This is a genomic window from Embleya sp. NPDC005971 (genome assembly GCF_040629175.1).
GTDB lineage: Bacteria > Actinomycetota > Actinomycetes > Streptomycetales > Streptomycetaceae > Embleya.
This window is the reverse complement of record NZ_JBEXUX010000044.1, coordinates 12824-30034: the sequence shown is the minus strand read 5'-3', so window position 1 is coordinate 30034 and position 17211 is coordinate 12824. Positions and strand designations below refer to the sequence as shown.

Sequence of the window (17211 nt, the reverse complement as noted above, 5' to 3'; positions counted from 1 at the left end):
TTAGGTGTTGTTGGGGTGGAGCCAATCGCCGCCTCGAAACCACCCGAATCCTTCTCCGGGCAGGCGAGGACGACGACCTTCCTGCGTGGGGGCGCGTCCGTTCGACGACACGGCGATCGGCCGTGCGGAGTCGGGCCGGTCCGGCCCCGGGGGCGACGTCTGCGCCGCCGCCGGGACCGTACTACGGTCGGGAAACCGGATCTGACGGTGTCTCAGGTTCCGGTGAGGTGCTCCGGCCGAACCGGTACCCGGTTCAGGGCCAGACCGGTCGCCGCGCGGATCGCCGCGACGATGGCCGGAGTGGAGGAGAGCGTGGGTGCCTCGCCGGCCCCGCGCAGCCCGTACGGCGCGTGGGGATCGGCCAGTTCGAGCACGTCCACCGGCATCGGCGGAGTGTCGAGGATGGTGGGGATCAGGTAGTCCGTGAAGGAGGGATTGCGGACCTTGCCGTCCCGGACGACGATCTCCTCCATCACGGCCAGGCCCAACCCCTGGGTGCTGCCGCCGTGGATCTGGCCGAGCACGGCGAGCGGATTGATCGCCTTGCCGACGTCCTGCGCCGCGGCCAGCTCGATCACCTTGACCAGGCCCAGGTCCACGTCCACGTCCACGACCGCGCGGTGCGCGCAGAACGTGTACTGCACGTGCCCGAAGCCCTGCCCGGTGACCTTGTCGAACGGCTCGGTCGGGCGGTGGCGGAACTCGGTGGTCTCGTCCACCGGTTCGTCGCCGAGCAGGTCCACCAGGTCGGCGAGCACCTCGCCCGCGGCGGTGAGCACCTTGCCGCCGGACAGCCGCAGGCCCACCATCGCCGCGGGCGCCCAGCCGTAGCGCTTCCGACCGCGGGCGAGCACCGCGGTGCGCGCCGCCTCGGCCGCCTGCTTCACCGCGCCGCCGGTCATGTACGTCTGCCGGGACGCGGACGTCGAACCGGCCGATCCCACCCGGGTGTCCGCCGGCGCGATGGTCACCTGGTCCACGCCCAGCTCGGTGCGCACGATCTGCGCCTGCACGGTGACCCCGCCCTGTCCGACCTCGGCCATCGCGGTGTGCACCAGTGCGACCGCCGCGCCGTTGATCACCTCCAGCCGGACCCGGGCCGTCGAATAGTCGTCGAAACCCTCGGAGAAGCCGACGTTCTTGATGCCCACCGCGTAGCCGATCCCGCGCACCACACCCTCACCGTGCGTGGTGTTGGACAACCCGCCGGGCAGCTCGCGCAGGTCCGGGCCGTTGGCCGTACGCCAGTTCTCCGTCGGCGGCAGCGGCCTCGCCTTGACCCGCCGAAGCAGCTCGGCGACCGGGGCCGGCGCGTCCACGACCTGCCCGGTGGGCAGGACCGAACCCTGCTCCATCGCGTTCATCCGGCGCAACTCGACCGGATCCAGGCCCAGTTCGGCGGCCAGTCGGTCCATCTGCGTCTCGTAGCCGAAGCACATCTGCACCGCGCCGAAACCGCGCATCGCGCCGCACGGCGGGTTGTTGGTGTACACCGCCATCGAGTCGACCACCGCATGCGGCACCACATACGGACCGATGCCCAACGAGGCCGCGTTGCCGACCACCGCGGGCGACGCCGACGCGTAGGCGCCGCCGTCCAGCACGATCTCGGCCTTGACGAAGACCAGCCTGCCGTCCCGGGTGGCACCGTGCTCGAACACCATCGTCGCGGGATGACGGTGCACATGGCCGAAGAACGACTCCTCGCGGTTGTAGACGATCTTGACCGGTTTGCCGGTGTGCTGCGCCAGCAGGCACGCGTGCACCTGCATCGAGATGTCCTCGCGCCCGCCGAACGCACCGCCGACGCCGGCCAGGGTCAGCCGTACCTTCTCCGGTGGCAGACCCAGCACCGGGCACATCTGCTGCCGATCCACGTGCAGCCACTGGGTGGCGACGTACAGATCGATGCCGCCGTCCTCGGCGGGCACCGCGAGGCCGGACTCCGGGCCCAGGAACGCCTGATCCTGCATGCCGACCTCGTACTCGCCGCGCACGATCACGTCCGCGAGCGCCCGGACCTCGGCCGAGTCCCCGTCGCCGTGCCGGATGTGCTGGCTGTGCACGATGTTGCCGGACGCGTGTGCCTTGTAGTCGGCGGGCAGGTGCACGTAGCCGTACCGCTCCGGGTCCAACGCCTGGGCGGGCCCGATCGAGGGCAGCACGTCGTACTCGACCACGATCTTGGCGACCGCGCGCCGCGCGGTCTCGGGGTGGTCGGCCGCGACGATCACGATCGGCTCGCCGTGGAAACGCACCTCGTCGATGGCCAGTACCGGCTGGTCCGCGATCTCCAGGCCGTAGAACTTGCTGCCCGGGATGTCCTCGTGGGTGAGCACCGCGTACACACCCGGCTGGGCCAGGGCCCCGGACACGTCCACGGACAGGATGCGGGCCCGGGCGTGCGGGCTGCGCAGCGCCATGCCCCACAACATGTCCTCGTGCCACAGATCCGAGGAATAGGCGAAATCGCCCTTGACCTTGAGGATGCCGTCCGGGCGCAGCGGCGAGGCGCCGATGCCGTCCCGGCCGGGCGCGAGCACGTCCTGCAGGTTCTTCGGCCTGGTCAGACCGGCCATGGTTCAGCCCTCCGACCCGAGGGCCGCCGTGTCGCGGGCGTCCGCCTTGCGGGCGGCGGCCAGGCGGACCGCGTCCATGATCTTCTCGTAGCCCGTACAACGGCACAGGTTGCCGGAGAGCGCTTCGCGGATCTCCGCGTCGGAGGGGTGGTGCGCCCGGTTGAGCAGATCGTGCGTCTGGACCAACAGGCCCGGCGTGCAGAAGCCGCACTGCACGGCGCCCGCGTCCACGAACGCCTGCTGCACCGCGTCCAGCGTGTCGCCGTCGGCCAGACCCTCGACGGTGCCGACCTCGCGGTCCTGCACCTGGCCGGCCGCGACCAGACACGCACAGACCGGGGCGCCGTCCAGGTAGACCGTGCAGGAGCCGCACTCGCCCTGTTCGCACGCGTTCTTGGAACCGGGCAGCCCGACCCGCTCGCGCAGTACGTAGAGCAGGCTCTCGCCCTCCCAGACGTCGTCCGCCTCGGTCCGGCGGCCGTTCACGGTGAATGTGACCCTCATGCGGCGGCCCTCCCGGTGGCTCGGTGGTCGTTCCAGGTCCAGAGCAGCGTGCGGCGTGCCATCACGGCCAGCGCGTGCCGCCGGTACGCGGCCGAGCCGCGCACGTCGTCGATCGGCGCGGCAGCTTGGGCGACCAGTTCGCCGAAGCGCACGGCGGTGGCCACCGGCAACTCGCCGCCGGAGGTCCACAGATCGGTGTCCGCCAACTCGCCACGGATGAACGCCTCGGCCTCGCTCGCCCGACGCGGGGTGGGCGCGGCGGAGCCGATCCCGGTGCGCACGTCCCGGGTACGCGGGTGCAGCGCGACCGCGAACGAGCAGACCGCGATCACCATCGCGTTGCGGGTGCCGATCTTGGCGAACTGTTGTGGCCCGGTCGCCGAAGGGATGTGGATCGCCCGGATCAGTTCGTCCGGCTCCAGCGCGTTGCGTTTGACGCCGAGATAGAAGTCGTCGATCGGGATCAGCCGGGTGCCGCGCACCGAGGCGACCTCGACCGTGGCACCGGACGCGAGCAGTGGCGGGTGCGCGTCGCCGGCGGGCGAGGCGCCGCCCAGGTTGCCGCCGACCGATCCCCGGTTGCGGATCTGCGGCGATCCGACCGTGCGCGCGCCCAGTGCCAGGCCCGGGAGTCGATCGTGCAGTGCGTCGATGATCTCGACGTACGGCACGCAGGCACCGAGACGCACCATGTCGTCGTCCTCGATCTGCCATGTGTGCAGTTCGTGGATCCGGTTGAGATCGAGCAGTGCATCCGGACGATGCCGGTCGAAGTTCAGTTCGACCATTACGTCGGTGCCACCGGCGATCGGGACCGCGGACGGGTGCTGCGCCTTGACGGCGAGCGCCTCCTCCCACGTCGCGGGCCGCAGGAATTCCATGACGGGTGTCTCCTTCTGCCTTGCGTATGGCCCTACCGTCCTTGTACCCGTCGCGGGGGCGCTTCGTTTCGGGTCCGTCCGGATCGGAGGGTGCGCACCAGTACACCGAGACGAGGGTCACTGTGAGTACCCACCAAAGACATGACCCAGGCGTGTCATGTGGGGGTGGTTCCCGTACTTTTCTCCAAGTGTTCGTCCGGTCGTCGAACCGGTATGACGGATCCGCCGTGTGCGCGCAGGCCGCGCCGGCACGATCGAGAGGGGGCCGTCGATGCGATTGCGCGCGCTTCTCGGCGATGGCACGGCCGGTGTCGGCATACCCGGGATCCGGTTGTTGGTGGGCGAGGAGGAACTGGATCGGTCGGTGCGCGCGGTGATGACCACCGACCTGCACGACCCCAGTCGATACCTGACCGCCGGTGCACTGGTGTTGACCGGCATGGGCTGGCGGGCGGGGCCGGCGGACTCGGAGCGTTTCGTCCGGGTGCTGACCGGGGGCGGGGCCACCGCGTTGGCGGCCGGGCAGGCCGAGATCGGCGACATCCCGGTCGATCTGGTGCGGGCGTGCGAGCGGCACCATCTACCGCTGTTCGCGGTCGAGGAGGAACTCTCCTTCGCGCATCTGACCGAATTCGTGGTCCGTCGAATATCCGCCGAACGGGCGACCGACCTGACCGCGGTGGTCGACCGGCATCGACGGCTGGTGCAGGCCGCCGCCGGCGGGGCGGGCCTGGACGGGGTGCTCGGGCTGATCGCGGCCGACATCGACATCCACTGCTGGGTGCTCTCGCTGACCGGGCGTCAGGCCGCCGCCGGCGGGCCCGATCTGGCGTCGGGGCTGCGGGTGAAGATGGCTCGCGCGCACTTCGCGGCGCGGGAGCGCAAGGCCCGGGTGCCGTTTCGCTATCGGGTCGACGGACGCGCGTTCTCGCTGCTCCCGGTGCCCGAGGCGGGCGGTTCGGTCGATTTGGACACGTGGGGCGACTGGTTCCTCGCGGTCGAGGACGACGTCACCGACTGGCCGGAGCGGCACCAGGCGCTGCTGGGCGAGCTGGTGCGGCTGGTGTCGGTGGGGCGGGACCGGGTCGAGGACCAGCGTCGGCGCACCCGGCGGTTGTCCGAGGACGTGCTGAACCTGCTCGCGGCCGGCGCCGACCCGGTCGAGGTGGCCGCACGACTGCGGGCCGCCGAGCCGGACGGCGCGGGCGCCACGCACTGGCAGTTCGCCACCGCCACCATCCCGGACCTGCCCTCGCGCGAGGCCCGGCGGCTGGCCCGGGTGCTCTTGGAGGAGGCGTTGGCGGATCGACCGAGCGCGGCCCTGGTGTCGGCGACCGGGCCGGGCGCGGTGGCGCTGATCCCGGGCGAGGCGCTGCCGGATCGGGACGGCAGCGAGCCGGACCCCACCACCGGGCTGCTGCGCGAGCGGTTGGCGGCGTTGGCGGGGCCCGCGGCGGGCGGTGTGCGGGTGCGGATCGGGGTGAGTGCGCGGGTGGGTCGCGCGGACGGGCTGCGCGGCGCACTGGAGGAGGCCTGGCACGCGGGCCGGATCGCGGGCACCAGGTCCGGTCGGGTCGAGGTGGTCGGGCATGCCGAACTCGCTTCGCACGTCGCGCTGTTGGCGGCGGTGCCGGAGGACGTGCGGCGGGCGTTCCGGGGCCGGTTGCTGGAGCCGCTGCGGGCCTACGACGCGAGCCACCAGGCCGATCTGGTGGGCACGCTGGAGGTGTTCCTGGACTGCGACGGGTCGTGGACCCGGTGCGCGGCACGGTTGCACGTCCATGTGAACACGTTGCGCTACCGGATCGGCCGGATCGAGGAGTTGACCGGGCGTCGGCTGTCCCGGTTGGAGGACAAGGTGGACTTCTTCCTGGCGCTCAGGCTGCGCTGAGCGCGCGCTCGCGGCGGACGGGGTGGGGCGCCACGAGCGGTGTGCGGGCGTTGCGGGCAGGGCCGGCGGCGCCGGCGGTCGGGCATCCGGGGTCAGCCGAAGGAGACGCCCGAGGTGACCGGGGTGATCGTGCCGGTGATGGCCCGGGCTCCGGGCGAGGCCAGGAACGCCACGGTGTCGGCGATGTCCTCCGGCTGGGTGATCCGGCGCAGCGCCGACGACTTGGTCATCTCGGCGCGCACCTCCGCCTCGGGCACGTCCCGGCGCGCGGCGATGTCGGCGATGTAGCCGGCCAGTTTGGCGTTCTCGGTGTAGCCCGCGACGACCACGTTGACCCGCACCCCGTCCGGGCCGACCTCCTTGGCCAGCACCCCGGAGGCGACCTCCATCGCGGCCTTGGTCGCCGCGTACGCGCCCAGGTTCACCAGCTTCGCGCGTGGCGCCTCCGAGCTGATCTGCACGATCGACCCACCGCCGACCGCGCGCATGTGCGGCAGCGCGGCCCGCGAGACGGCCAGCACGCCGAGCACGTTGATCTCGAACGCCCGCCGAAACTCTTCCGGATCCAACTCCTCCAGCCGCCCCGCCGGGTTGTACGTGGCGACGTTGACCACCACGTCCACCCGGCCGAGTTCGCGCGCGGCGGTGTCCACCAGCGCCCGGCAACCGGCCTGGTCGGCCAGGTCGGTGGGTACCGCGATCACCCGACGGCCCGTCAGCTCGCGGATCTCGTCCGCGAGTCGCCGCAACGGCTCGGGCCGGCGCGCGGCCAGTGCCAGATCCGCGCCGGTGCGGGCCAGGGCCAGCGCACAGGCGCGTCCGATGCCGTCACCCGCGCCGGCGACGATTGCGACCCGTCCGTCCGGTTCCTCCGCCATCGATACCTCCGTGACGTGCCAAAACTTCGGAACTCGCCCCCCGTCCTACCGCACGGTGCTTTCAATCGCCATGATCATCCGGTTGGGTTACTGTGCGCGGCCGTTTGCCGCCGAAGCGTCAACCCGGCAAGCCCTACCGACTCCACCGGAGGCACCGATGCCCACCGTCGTACTGATCGGAACGCTCGACACCAAGGGATCCGAATACGCGTGGCTGGCCTACCGGCTGCGTGCTCGCGGCGCCGAGGTGGTGTTGATGAACGTGGGCGTGCTCGGCGAGTCGCTGGCCCAGGCCGACGTACAGGCGACCGACGTCGCGGCGGCGGCCGGCACCGACCTGGCCGACCTGCGGACCCGGGCCGATCGGGGCGCGGCCACCACCGCGATGGCCGAAGGGGCCGCGTCCATCCTGCGCGAGCTGTACGAGCAGGGCCGGGTCGACGGGGTGCTCGCGATGGGCGGCTCGGGCGGGTCGGCGATCGCCTCCCACGCGATGCGCGCGCTGCCGGTGGGTGTGCCCAAGCTGCTGGTCTCCACGATGGCGGCGGGCGACGTGTCGCCGTATGTGGGCGCGGTGGACGTGACGATGATGTACAGCGTCGTGGACATCGCCGGGATAAATCGGCTCTCCGAGCGCATCCTGGGCAACGCGGCGGACGCGATCGCCGGGATGGCCGGCGGTTACGCCGAGGATCGTGCGGCGGTCGCGGGGGTGACCGGCGAGGGGCGTCCGCTGGTCGCCGCGTCGATGTTCGGGGTGACCACCCCGGCGGTGGACGCCGCCCGCGAGCGGCTCACCGAGTTGGGCTACGAGGTGCTGGTCTTCCACGCCACCGGGGCGGGCGGCACGTCGATGGAGAATCTGGCCGAGGCGGGCTTCTTGGCCGGGATCCTCGACCTGACCACCACCGAGCTGGCCGACGACCTGGTCGGCGGGGTGCTCAGCGCGGGTCCCGAGCGGCTGACCGCGGCCGGCCGGATGGGGCTGCCGCAGGTGGTCAGCGTCGGTGCGCTGGACATGGTCAACTTCGGCCCGCGCAACACCGTGCCCGAGCGGTTCGAGGAGCGGCAGCTCTACGTGCACAACCCGACCGTGACGCTGATGCGCACCACCCCCGCGGAGAACGCCGAGCTGGGTCGGCGGATCGCCGCCAAGCTGGTCGCCGCGACCGGCCCCACCGCGCTCTACCTGCCCTTGCACGGGGTCTCGGCGATCGACGTCGAGGGCGCGCCCTTCTACGATTCCGTCGCCGACAAGGCGCTGTTCGACGAGCTGCGAGCGGGGCTCGCGGGCAGCTCCGTCGAGGTGCACGAGGCGGCGACGGACATCAACGATCCGGCGTTCGCCACGGCGGCGGCGGATCGACTGCACGAAATGATCACGAAGGGACGCGTGGACTGAGATGAACGGACGCGAGGCGCGGGGCCGACTGCACAGGACGGTCGAGCAGGGCGGCGTCGTGATCGGCGCGGGCGCGGGCACGGGACTGTCGGCCAAGTGCGCCGAGGCCGGCGGGGTGGACCTGATCATCATCTACAACTCGGGCCGCTACCGAATGGCCGGTCGGGGTTCGCTCGCCGGGCTGCTGCCCTACGGGGACGCCAACGCGATCGTGGTCGAGATGGCGGGCGAGGTGCTGCCGGTGGTCCAGGGCACCCCGGTACTGGCGGGCGTGTGCGGCACCGATCCGTTCCGGATCATGCCGCACTTCCTGGACCAGCTCGCCGCGATGGGCTTCGCGGGTGTGCAGAACTTCCCCACGGTCGGGCTGTTCGACGGCGTCTTCCGGCAGAACCTGGAGGAGACCGGGATGGGCTACGACCTGGAGGTGGAGATGATCCGGCTGGCCGCCGAGCGCGGCCTGCTGACCGCCCCCTACGTCTTCGACGCCGAGCAGGCCCGGGCGATGACCGCGGCGGGCGCCGACATCCTGGTCCCGCATCTGGGACTGACCACCAAGGGCAGCATCGGCGCGACCACCGCGGTCACCCTCGACCAGGCGGTGGAGCGGGTGCAGCTCATGCGCGACGCGGCGGCGGAGGTGAACCCCGACGTGCTGGTGCTGTGCCACGGCGGGCCGATCGCCGAACCCGAGGACGCCGCGTACGTGCTGGCCCACACCACCGGAGTGGTCGGCTTCTTCGGCGCCTCCAGCATGGAACGGCTGCCCACCGAGGTGGCCATCACCGAGCAGGCGCGGGCGTTCAAGAGCATCGCCGCGCGCTAGTTCCATCCGGCGCCGGCGCGCCGGACGCACCGGGCACCACCGGCAGGACCCACATCCACCACACGATCGTGAGGATTCGGCATGTACAAGCTGACCGTGCTCTATGGCCACCCCGAGGACCCGGCGGCGTTCGACACCTATTACTGGGAGAAGCACGTCCCGCTCGCCCGCACCATGCCCGGGTTGACCGGCTGGACCATCGGCAAGTGCGAACCGGATCCGTCCGGCGCGCAGCCGCCCTATTACCTGGTGGTCGGGCTGTACGCACCGACCCGCGCCGGTATCGAAGCGACCCTGGATTCGCCGGAGGGGCGGGCCACGGTGGCCGACGTCGCCAATTTCGCGACCGGCGGGGCGACGTTCCTGTGGGACGAGGAGCGGGTAGTCGTACCTGTGGAGCTGCCCGCGACGGAATAGCTCGTCGTTGAAGCACGGGTGAGCACGCGGCTGCGCACCGTGGACGTCGAAGCCGTGACCTGCGGGGTTGGCGACATATCGGGCAAATCGGTGTTATTCCGCCCTATGGGGCACCTCACAAATCACCCGAAATGTTTGCCAATCCGGCGGAGCGGTGCGTAGCTTCGTGGTTGTTCGCACAAGCGGACTCCCCGGGTGGTACGCCGAATCCTGCCGCCGCCCGAGGGAAGCAGTCGATATCGACTGGCGGCAGGAGCGGGGGAACCAAGTGAGTGCCGACATCGGCCACGTCGATGTCTGGGGTGAAGCCATGCCTGTTGCAGGCGAGGCCGGGCCAATCGTCCGAACCCGACAGCTAACTTCGTAGGCGCCCGACGAGGTAATAAATGACCTTCCGTGCCATCACCGCTCCCGTTCGCTCGCTCTCTCGTGGCCGTCGCGCCGGCATCGCCGTCGCCGCCGGTGCGGGTCTCGTCCTTCCCCTCGTGGGCATGACGGGCAGCGCGAGCGCCGCGACCTCGTCCACGTGGGACGCGGTCGCCCAGTGCGAGAGCACCGGGAACTGGGGTATCAACACGGGCAACGGCTTCTCCGGCGGTCTGCAGTTCACACCGAGCACCTGGAACGCGTTCGGCGGCAGCCAGTACGCCTCCAGCGCCGCGCAGGCCACCAAGGACCAGCAGATCGCGGTCGCCGAGCGGGTCCTGGCGAGCCAGGGTCCGGGCGCCTGGCCGGTCTGCTCGCAGAAGGCCGGCCTGGGCAAGGGCGGCAACGCCTCCGCCACGGCCGACTCCGCGACCACCGGCAAGACCAAGAGCAAGGTCGAGCCGAAGGCCGCGCCCAAGGCCGAGTCCGTGACCGAGAACGCGCCGAAGACCTCCACCGGCAACGCGCCGAAGGTCCAGGTGCAGGACAAGCAGGACAAGCAGGACGCGCCGAAGTCGGCCGCGACCAAGCAGACTTCGGGTTCCGGCAAGTACACCGTCAAGGCCGGTGACACGCTCTCCGGCGTCGCCGCGAAGCTCGGCGTCAAGGGTGGCTACAAGGCCCTGTACGCCGCGAACGCGGGCGTCATCGGGGGCAACCCCCACCTGATCTCGGTGGGCACCCAGCTCGCCGTCTGATCCAGCGCCACCACGTAGGCCCCGCCGAGTACTTCGGCGGGGCCTACGCCCGTTTCGGGGCAACGGTCAGGCGCGGGCGGGCGGGCCCGGGGTGCGCGCCACCGCGACGGTGCCGAACATCGTGGCCACGTGTTGCAGGGCGCCGGCCGGCATTCGCCCCGGCGGCAGGATCTCGTCCACGGGATGCACGGGCGCCGCCCCGCCGGCGGGGCGGCCCGCCCGGCGCCTCGGCCGCGTTCTCGCCGGCAACGGTCTTCCTGGTGGTTCTCCAGCCCATGATCGGTGCCTCCACATCGGGTGCCGTCGCGGGACGGCCCGGCCCATCGGACATGCGGGATCGCCGGATCGTTCGCGGGATCGGGCAGCGGGAGTGGATGCGGATCCGAGGGCGCTCCCCGGCCAATATTCCGCTATACGGAATTGGTATTCCGTCAAGCAGGACGAAACTGTAGGGACGGGCCGGATCGACGGTCGATAGCCACAGACCTCGGCGACCGGGTCGGCGAAATCTTGTGCCTTCCTCCAGAGGCGCCGGATGCACCGCCGCCGCGCCCGGGAGATGATCGAACAGGGCCACCCGGCAATCTCAACTTATTCGGGCAAAACATACCCATGACGATAAGATTGCGTTTGGAAGGGCCTTGCGGCGTTAAAATCTTTTGACATAGGTTCGCCTGACCGTGGTTCCTGCTTTCTCCTGAGAGGGTTCCATGTCGAACATGACCCGCGTAGCCGTCCGTACCGCCGTCGATCACCCGCTGTGGCCCGTGCTCAAACGGTCCGTCGCCGACCTGCGTCCGTTGCAGGCCGAGGACGGTTCGATCGAGCCGTCCGGGCACGCGTCCGCCCGGGCGCTGGTGGCCGACATCACCTCCTCGATCACCGGGCTCGCACCGCTGTTCCCGCACGACGAGGCGTACCTCGATGCCGTCGTGGCCGACTTCCGGCGCTGGTCGGCGGACGGTTTCGGCCGCCCCGACTTCCTGGACTCGCTCGTCGCGTTTCGCCCGGAGCGGGACCGGCGGGACGGGCTGGAGCACCTCGTCGTGTTCCCGATGAACACCCAGAACGGCAACCCGAAGCGCAACGTCGAGGCGGTGCTGCTGCGGGTGGTGTGGCCGCAGTGGCTGGCCGAGTTGGAGGCCGGGCGCTACGACAACGCGATGTTCGTGCCGATCGCGTTCGTCGACTTCACCGACGGCTACGACACCGACTCTGCGGTGCTCTTCCCGGAGACGGTGGCCGTGCGCGAGGTGCCGCAGTACACCTGGGGCGGCATCTTCTGCGACCGCGAGGCGGCTCGCTTCCGTCGGGTCGGCGCCGCTGCGGCGCGCACGCTCGGCCTGGAACTTCCGCCGGAGGCGGCGGAGTTGGTGCAGAGCCAGCAACTCGCCCAGGACGCGTTCGTGTTGTGGGACCTGATCCACGACCGCAGCCACATGCGCGGTCCGATGCCGTTCGACCCGTTCATGATCAAGCAGCGGATGCCGTTCTGGATGTACGCGCTGGAGGAGCTGCGGTGTGACCTGACCGCGTTCCGCGAGGCGGTGCGACTGGCCGAGGAGGGCGTGTCGACCGCTCGTTCGGTGCAGTACGCGGTGATCTTCGACCGGCTGTTCCGCTTCCCGGTCACCGGCGGCCGGGTGCGCAACTACGACGGGTTGGGCGGCCAACTGCTGTTCGCCTACCTGCATCGCGCGGGTGTGGTCGAGTGGGCGGACAATCGGCTCACCGTGGACTGGGATCGGATCACCGACGCGGTGCTCGGGCTCTACGACGAGGTGGACCGGCTCTACCGCGCGGGGGTGGATCGCTCGAAGGTCGGCCACTGGCTGGCCGGTTACGCGCTGGTCGCCGAGTACGTGCAGCCGCACCCCGGTTCGGTGTGGGCCAAGGGAGCCGCCGCGCTGCCGATCGACGGGCCGCCGAAGGCGCTCGTGGACGCGGTGTTGCCGGACGAGTTCCCGCTGAGCATGTTCTACGAGGCGCTCAACCGGCGACTGCGCGAGGTGATCGCCTCGACCCGGGGGATCACCGCGGACAGCCCCGCGCAGGATTCGACCGAGCGGGCGGCCGAGGCGTCGTGACGGCCAACGGCGCGGCGAACGACACGGTGAACGAGGAGTGGGTGCGATGAACGGTCTCGACGGTGCGGTGATCGCGGTCGCCGGCGCGGGTGGGCCCGCCGGCCACGCGGTGCTCGCGCGGCTGACGCGGGCCGGTGCGCACGTGTACGGCGCGGACGCGAACGCCGAGCGGTTGCGCGACAGCGTGGACGCGGCGCCCGGGGCCCGCGGCGCGGTGGTGGATCTGCTGGACGCGGCCGCCACCCGCCGATGGGCGGCGGACGTCGAGCGCGAGCACGGTCGGGTGGACGGCCTCGTGCACCTGGTCGGCGGGTGGCGCGGGGGCAAGAAGTTCGGCGACAACTCGCTCGACGACTGGGCCTTCCTGCACGACCTGCTCGTGCGCACCGTGCAGCACACCAGCCTCGCCTTCCACGAGGCGCTCGCCCGCAGTGCGAACGGGCGCTTCGTGTTGGTCTCCGCGGCGGCGGCCGGCCGACCGACCCAGGGCAACGCGGGCTACGCGGCGGCCAAGGCGGCTGCGGAGACCTGGACGCTCGCGCTCGCCGACGCGTTCGCCGAGAGCGACGCGGCGGCCACCATCCTGGTGGTCAAGGCGCTCGTGAACGACGCGATGCGGCAGGCTCGACCCAACGCAAAATTCGCCGGCTTCACCGACGTGGTCGACCTGGCCGACGAGATCGCCGGCCTGTGGACCACCGCGGCAATCGACCTGAACGGGAAAAGACTGTGCCTGAACGTCCCCTGACCCCGCGTCACGACCCCGACGCGCGCGGCTTCGCGAGCGACAACTACGCGGGCATCCACCCCGAGGTGTTGGCCGCGATCGGCGCGGCCAACGGTGGCCACCAGATCTCGTACGGCGAGGACGTGTACACCGAGCACCTCGCCGACGTCTTCCGGGCGCACTTCGGCGAACGCGCGCAGGTGTTCCCGGTGTTCAACGGCACCGGCGCCAACGTGGTCGGTCTCCAGTCGATGACCGACCGCTGGGAGTCGGTGATCTGTGCGGCGTCCGCGCACATCCACGTGGACGAGTGCGGTGCGCCGGAGAAGGTGGCCGGTCTGAAACTGCTCACCGTGGACACCCCCGACGGCAAGCTCACCCCCGAACTCGTGGACACCCACGCGTGGGGCTGGGGCGACCAGCACCGGGCGCAGCCCCGGGTGGTCTCCTTCGCGGAGAGCACCGAACTGGGCACCGTCTACACGCCGGACGAGATCGCCGCCTTGGTCGCCCACGCGCACGAGCACGGCATGCTCGCGCATCTGGACGGCTCGCGCCTGGCCAACGCGGCCGCGGCGCTGGATGTGCCGCTGCGCGCGCTGAGCACCGACGTCGGGGTGGACGTGTTGTCCTTCGGCGGCACCAAGAGCGGCCTGATGTTCGGCGAGGCCGTCGTGGTGCTCAACCCCGACGCGGCGCGCGGCGTCGGCTACCTGCGCAAGGCCGCGATGCAACTGGCCTCGAAGATGCGCTTCGTGTCGGTGCAGTTCGAGGCGCTGCTCGCCGGTGACCTGTGGCTGCGCAACGCCCGGCACGCGAACGCGATGGCGACGTTGCTCGCGGAGAAGGTGGTCGACCTGGACGGTGTGACGCTCAGTCGCATGCCGCAGGCGAACGCGGTCTTCGCGGTGCTGCCCCCGGACGTCACCGAGCGCATGCAGAAGCGGTTCCGGTTCTACACGTGGGACGAGTCGATCGGTGAGGTGCGCTGGATGACGTCCTTCGACACCACCGAGGGCGACATCGAGGCGTTCGCGAGCGCGCTCGGCGAGGAGTTGGGCGCGCGGTAGGGCGTGCACACGGATGGTCGGCGGGCCGGGGACGGTAAGTCCCGGCCCGCCTTCGCGTGTTCGTGTTCGGCCCGGCCGGGGGTCGGGCCGGGGCGAAACTGTCCGCGAGCAGGTCCAGGGCGGTGCCGAGCAGCGTGTGGGGGTGTGGCCCATGCCCGTGAACCGACCGGCCACCTCCAGGCCGATCACGCCGTGCAGTTGCGTCCACACGAGCACCGCGCCGGCCGGCGCCGGACCCGCGTGTCGCGCTTCGCCGGCCGCGCCGCCGGCGCCGGCCGGCCCCGCCTCCGTGCCACCCTCGGCCAACTGCCGCACCGCGATCGCCTTGATCTCGGTGCGCGTCTGCTCGCGACAGCGAGCCCCGCGGGCCGGACGGAGAGGCGGGGGTCACGGGTGTGCCCTTGCGTCGAGCCTGCGATCAGCGATGGCGAGTGTCAGTATGCATAACTGGCGCGACTGATCGTAACTCGATGATCGGGCGACCGCCCGGATCCGGCCGGTCCCCTCAGAAGGGAGAGCCCTGCGCATGAACGGCACGCTGCCGCACCTCGAAAAGCCTTACCTCGTCGGCCACTTCGCGCCCGTCGCCGACGAGATCAGCGGGTTCGACCTCGCCGTGCGGGGCAAGCTGCCGGCCGAGTTGAACGGTCGATACTTCCGGAACGGACACAACCCGAAACCCGGGGATGTGCCCACCCACTGGTTTCGCGGCAGCGGCATGCTGCACGGGATACGGCTGCGGGAGGGGCGTGCCGAGTGGTACCGCAACCGCTGGGTGCGCACGCCCGCCCTGGACGGCGCGCCGTTCCAACGCGAGGACGGCAGCGTGGACCGGACCGCGAGCGTCGCCGGCACCCACATCGTCGAGCACGGCGGTCGGTTGCTCGCGCTCCAGGAGGCCAACGTCCCGTTCGAGGTGACCCGGGAGTTGGAAACGGTCGGCCCGTACGACTTCGCCGGTCGGTTGACCACCGCGATGACCGCGCATCCGAAGGAGGACCCCGTCACCGGTGAGTTGCACTTCTTCGGCTACTCGCCGTTCCCGCCGTTTCTGACCTATTACGTCGCGTCCGCCGCGGGCGCGATCACCCGGGCCGAGGTGATTCCCGGCGCCGGCCCCTGCCTCATGCACGACTTCGGCCTGACCGAGCGGCACGTGGTCTGGCTGGACCTGCCGGTGGTGTTCAACCCGGCCGAACACTCCGGCATCCCGTACCGGTGGAGCGACTCCTACGCGCCGCGGATCGGTGTGATGCCCAGGACCGGGCCGGCCGCGGCGACCTGGTACGACGTGGCGCCGGGCATGTTGTTGCACGTGGCCAACGCCTACGAGGACGCGCGCGGGCGGATCGTGGTCGAGGGGCCGCGCTTCGATCGCTCCTCCTGGGAGAGCAGTTGGAAGTGGTGGGTGGGCGCGCCCGGGCACCCGCAGACGCCGCTGATCGGCGCGATCCGGCACCGGTGGATGCTGGATCCGGTCTCCGGCGTGGCCGGCGAGGAGGACCTCGACTCGCTGGTCGTGGACTTCCCGACCATCGACGCCCGCCGGACCGGCCGACCGCACCGGTTCGACTACGCGCTGGCCTTTCCCGGCGCGGGGCTGCACGAGCATGCGATCGTCAAGTACGACGCGAGCACCGGGGAGCGGCAGGTCGCCGGTCAGGGGCCGGGGCGCATGCCGGGCGAGGCGGTGTTCGTACCCGCCGCGGCCGGTACCGCCGAGGACGACGGCTACCTGCTGACCGTGGTCGGCGATCTGGCCCGGGACGGCTCCGAGTTGCTGGTGCTGGATGCGCGCGACATCACCGCCGCACCGATCGCGACGGTCGAACTCCCGCGCCGGGTCCCGGCGGGCATCCACGGGTCCTGGATACCGGACCGCGACTAGACTCCCGGCCGCACGCGGGGGGCTGCCGCGTGCGGGTGCACCCGCACGTCCCCGCGGCGCGGCGGGGCCGATCGGCGTGCCCTACAGTCCGAGCAGGTCGCCACTCGGGGTGGCCGGATCGCCGGGTGGGGGAGTGGAGTTCGGGTGCGTGCGGCCAAAGGTTTGGGAGCTTTGCTGCTGGTCGGGACGACGGTGTTGGGCATCGTCCTGTATTTCGTCGAGGACACGTCGTTGGCCGACCTGTTGTCGCTGGGCGCGGGTGCGTTGTGCCTGTTCTGGTTGATCATGGTGCTGACCGTGCCGTGGAACCTGCACTTCCAGGCCCGGCGGTTGATCCGGGAGATCGCGATCAGCCGGGAGCGCGGGCTCGCGGTCCCCGAGGCGCGTGAACCCGAGGCACGCCGGATCGCCCGTCGGTTGTTGTGGGGCGCGATCGGCGCGCATGTCGTCTCGGCGGCGGTGATCGCGCTGATCACCTGGATCTCCGGTGGCGTGGTGGGCTATTGGTTCGCCGGGTTCTACCTGCTCAGCACCCTGTTCCGACCCGGCCAGGCATACCTGGAGCACCTGGGGCAGCGGCTGCGGAGCATGTTGCGCGAGGTGACCCACCCGCGCGAGGACGTGCTCGCGCTGATCGACCGGGTGACCACGTTGGAGCGCAGGGTCGAGGGGCTGGACGAGCGGACCACCGTGCTGATCGAAACGGTCGCGCTGCTCAAGACCACGACCGGGCAGGACGCCGAGCGGGCGACCGAGCAATTCCACGCGGCCGACCGCAAGATCGACGCGCTCGGGCGCCGATTCGAGGACACCATCGGCCAGTTGACCGACAACCGGGAAGTGATCTCCGGGATCAAGGCGTTCCTGCGGCTGTTGCGCACCGAACAGAGCTGATCGCGGTCCGGTACGCGGGCCCGGGCGCCGTCCCGGGGGATCG

Annotated in this window: 14 protein-coding genes and 1 riboswitch; of the genes, 10 read left to right on the top strand and 4 right to left on the bottom strand. The window is 71.1% G+C overall.

Translation table 11 applies throughout. The annotated features are described in order from the left end of the window. Positions 1 to 212 precede the first annotated feature (212 nt). Genes pucD through ABZ374_RS31660 form a run of 3 tightly spaced genes read right to left on the bottom strand, consistent with a single transcriptional unit; the run spans position 213 to position 3964 of the window. On the bottom strand, positions 213 to 2579 hold the full coding sequence (gene pucD / locus ABZ374_RS31670; protein WP_360317546.1) for a xanthine dehydrogenase subunit D: 2367 nt from the start codon (positions 2577 to 2579) through the stop codon (positions 213 to 215). A gap of 3 nt (positions 2580 to 2582) precedes the next feature. After that, the gene (locus ABZ374_RS31665) at positions 2583 to 3083 is read right to left on the bottom strand and encodes a (2Fe-2S)-binding protein (protein WP_360317543.1); all 501 of its coding nucleotides are present in this window, start codon (positions 3081 to 3083) and stop codon (positions 2583 to 2585) included. Then, the gene (locus ABZ374_RS31660; RefSeq protein ID WP_360317541.1) at positions 3080 to 3964 is read right to left on the bottom strand and encodes a xanthine dehydrogenase family protein subunit M; all 885 of its coding nucleotides are present in this window, start codon (positions 3962 to 3964) and stop codon (positions 3080 to 3082) included. The genes ABZ374_RS31665 and ABZ374_RS31660 overlap by 4 nt, the downstream gene beginning before the upstream one ends. Before the next feature lie 271 nt (positions 3965 to 4235). Between ABZ374_RS31660 and ABZ374_RS31655 the strand changes: the two genes are divergently transcribed. Next, positions 4236 to 5855 carry a helix-turn-helix domain-containing protein gene (locus tag ABZ374_RS31655; RefSeq protein ID WP_360317539.1) on the top strand — a complete coding sequence of 540 codons (1620 nt, stop codon included), beginning with the start codon at positions 4236 to 4238 and terminating at the stop codon, positions 5853 to 5855. A 92-nt stretch (positions 5856 to 5947) separates the two neighbouring features. Here the strand turns inward: ABZ374_RS31655 and ABZ374_RS31650 are convergent, their stop codons facing one another. Continuing rightward, positions 5948 to 6733: an SDR family oxidoreductase gene (locus ABZ374_RS31650; RefSeq protein ID WP_360317537.1), complete on the bottom strand. Its 786-nt coding sequence runs from the start codon at positions 6731 to 6733 to the stop codon at positions 5948 to 5950. Between the two features lie 157 nt (positions 6734 to 6890). On the opposite strand from ABZ374_RS31650, the gene ABZ374_RS31645 reads away from it, so the two are divergent. From ABZ374_RS31645 to ABZ374_RS31605, 9 genes are all read left to right on the top strand, one after another. Continuing rightward, on the top strand, positions 6891 to 8135 hold the full coding sequence (locus ABZ374_RS31645) for a Tm-1-like ATP-binding domain-containing protein (RefSeq protein WP_360317535.1): 1245 nt from the start codon (positions 6891 to 6893) through the stop codon (positions 8133 to 8135). Between the two features lies 1 nt (position 8136). Then, positions 8137 to 8961, top strand: coding sequence for a phosphoenolpyruvate hydrolase family protein (locus ABZ374_RS31640; protein WP_360317533.1), 825 nt, complete (start codon positions 8137 to 8139; stop codon positions 8959 to 8961). Between the two features lie 81 nt (positions 8962 to 9042). Further along, positions 9043 to 9378 carry an EthD family reductase gene (locus tag ABZ374_RS31635; protein ID WP_360317530.1) on the top strand — a complete coding sequence of 112 codons (336 nt, stop codon included), beginning with the start codon at positions 9043 to 9045 and terminating at the stop codon, positions 9376 to 9378. Between the two features lie 191 nt (positions 9379 to 9569). Next, positions 9570 to 9764: riboswitch (cyclic di-AMP (ydaO/yuaA leader) on the top strand. A gap of 105 nt (positions 9765 to 9869) precedes the next feature. Then, entirely contained in the window at positions 9870 to 10502 is a 633-nt protein-coding gene (locus ABZ374_RS31630) for a transglycosylase family protein (RefSeq protein WP_360317528.1), read from the top strand. Positions 10503 to 11212: 710 nt separating this feature from the next. Next, positions 11213 to 12589 (top strand): DUF6421 family protein, encoded by a 1377-nt coding sequence (locus ABZ374_RS31625; protein ID WP_360317526.1) that lies wholly within the window; start codon positions 11213 to 11215, stop codon positions 12587 to 12589. A 46-nt stretch (positions 12590 to 12635) separates the two neighbouring features. Continuing rightward, complete coding sequence (locus ABZ374_RS31620) at positions 12636 to 13337, top strand: SDR family NAD(P)-dependent oxidoreductase (protein ID WP_360317523.1); 702 nt, start codon at positions 12636 to 12638, stop codon at positions 13335 to 13337. After that, positions 13319 to 14386, top strand: a complete 1068-nt coding sequence (locus ABZ374_RS31615) for a low specificity L-threonine aldolase (RefSeq protein WP_360317521.1) — start codon at positions 13319 to 13321, stop codon at positions 14384 to 14386. The genes ABZ374_RS31620 and ABZ374_RS31615 overlap by 19 nt, the downstream gene beginning before the upstream one ends. A gap of 526 nt (positions 14387 to 14912) precedes the next feature. After that, on the top strand, positions 14913 to 16274 hold the full coding sequence (locus ABZ374_RS31610) for a carotenoid oxygenase family protein (RefSeq protein WP_360317519.1): 1362 nt from the start codon (positions 14913 to 14915) through the stop codon (positions 16272 to 16274). A 171-nt stretch (positions 16275 to 16445) separates the two neighbouring features. Then, on the top strand, positions 16446 to 17168 hold the full coding sequence (locus ABZ374_RS31605; RefSeq protein ID WP_360317517.1) for a hypothetical protein: 723 nt from the start codon (positions 16446 to 16448) through the stop codon (positions 17166 to 17168). Positions 17169 to 17211: the final 43 nt, after the last annotated feature.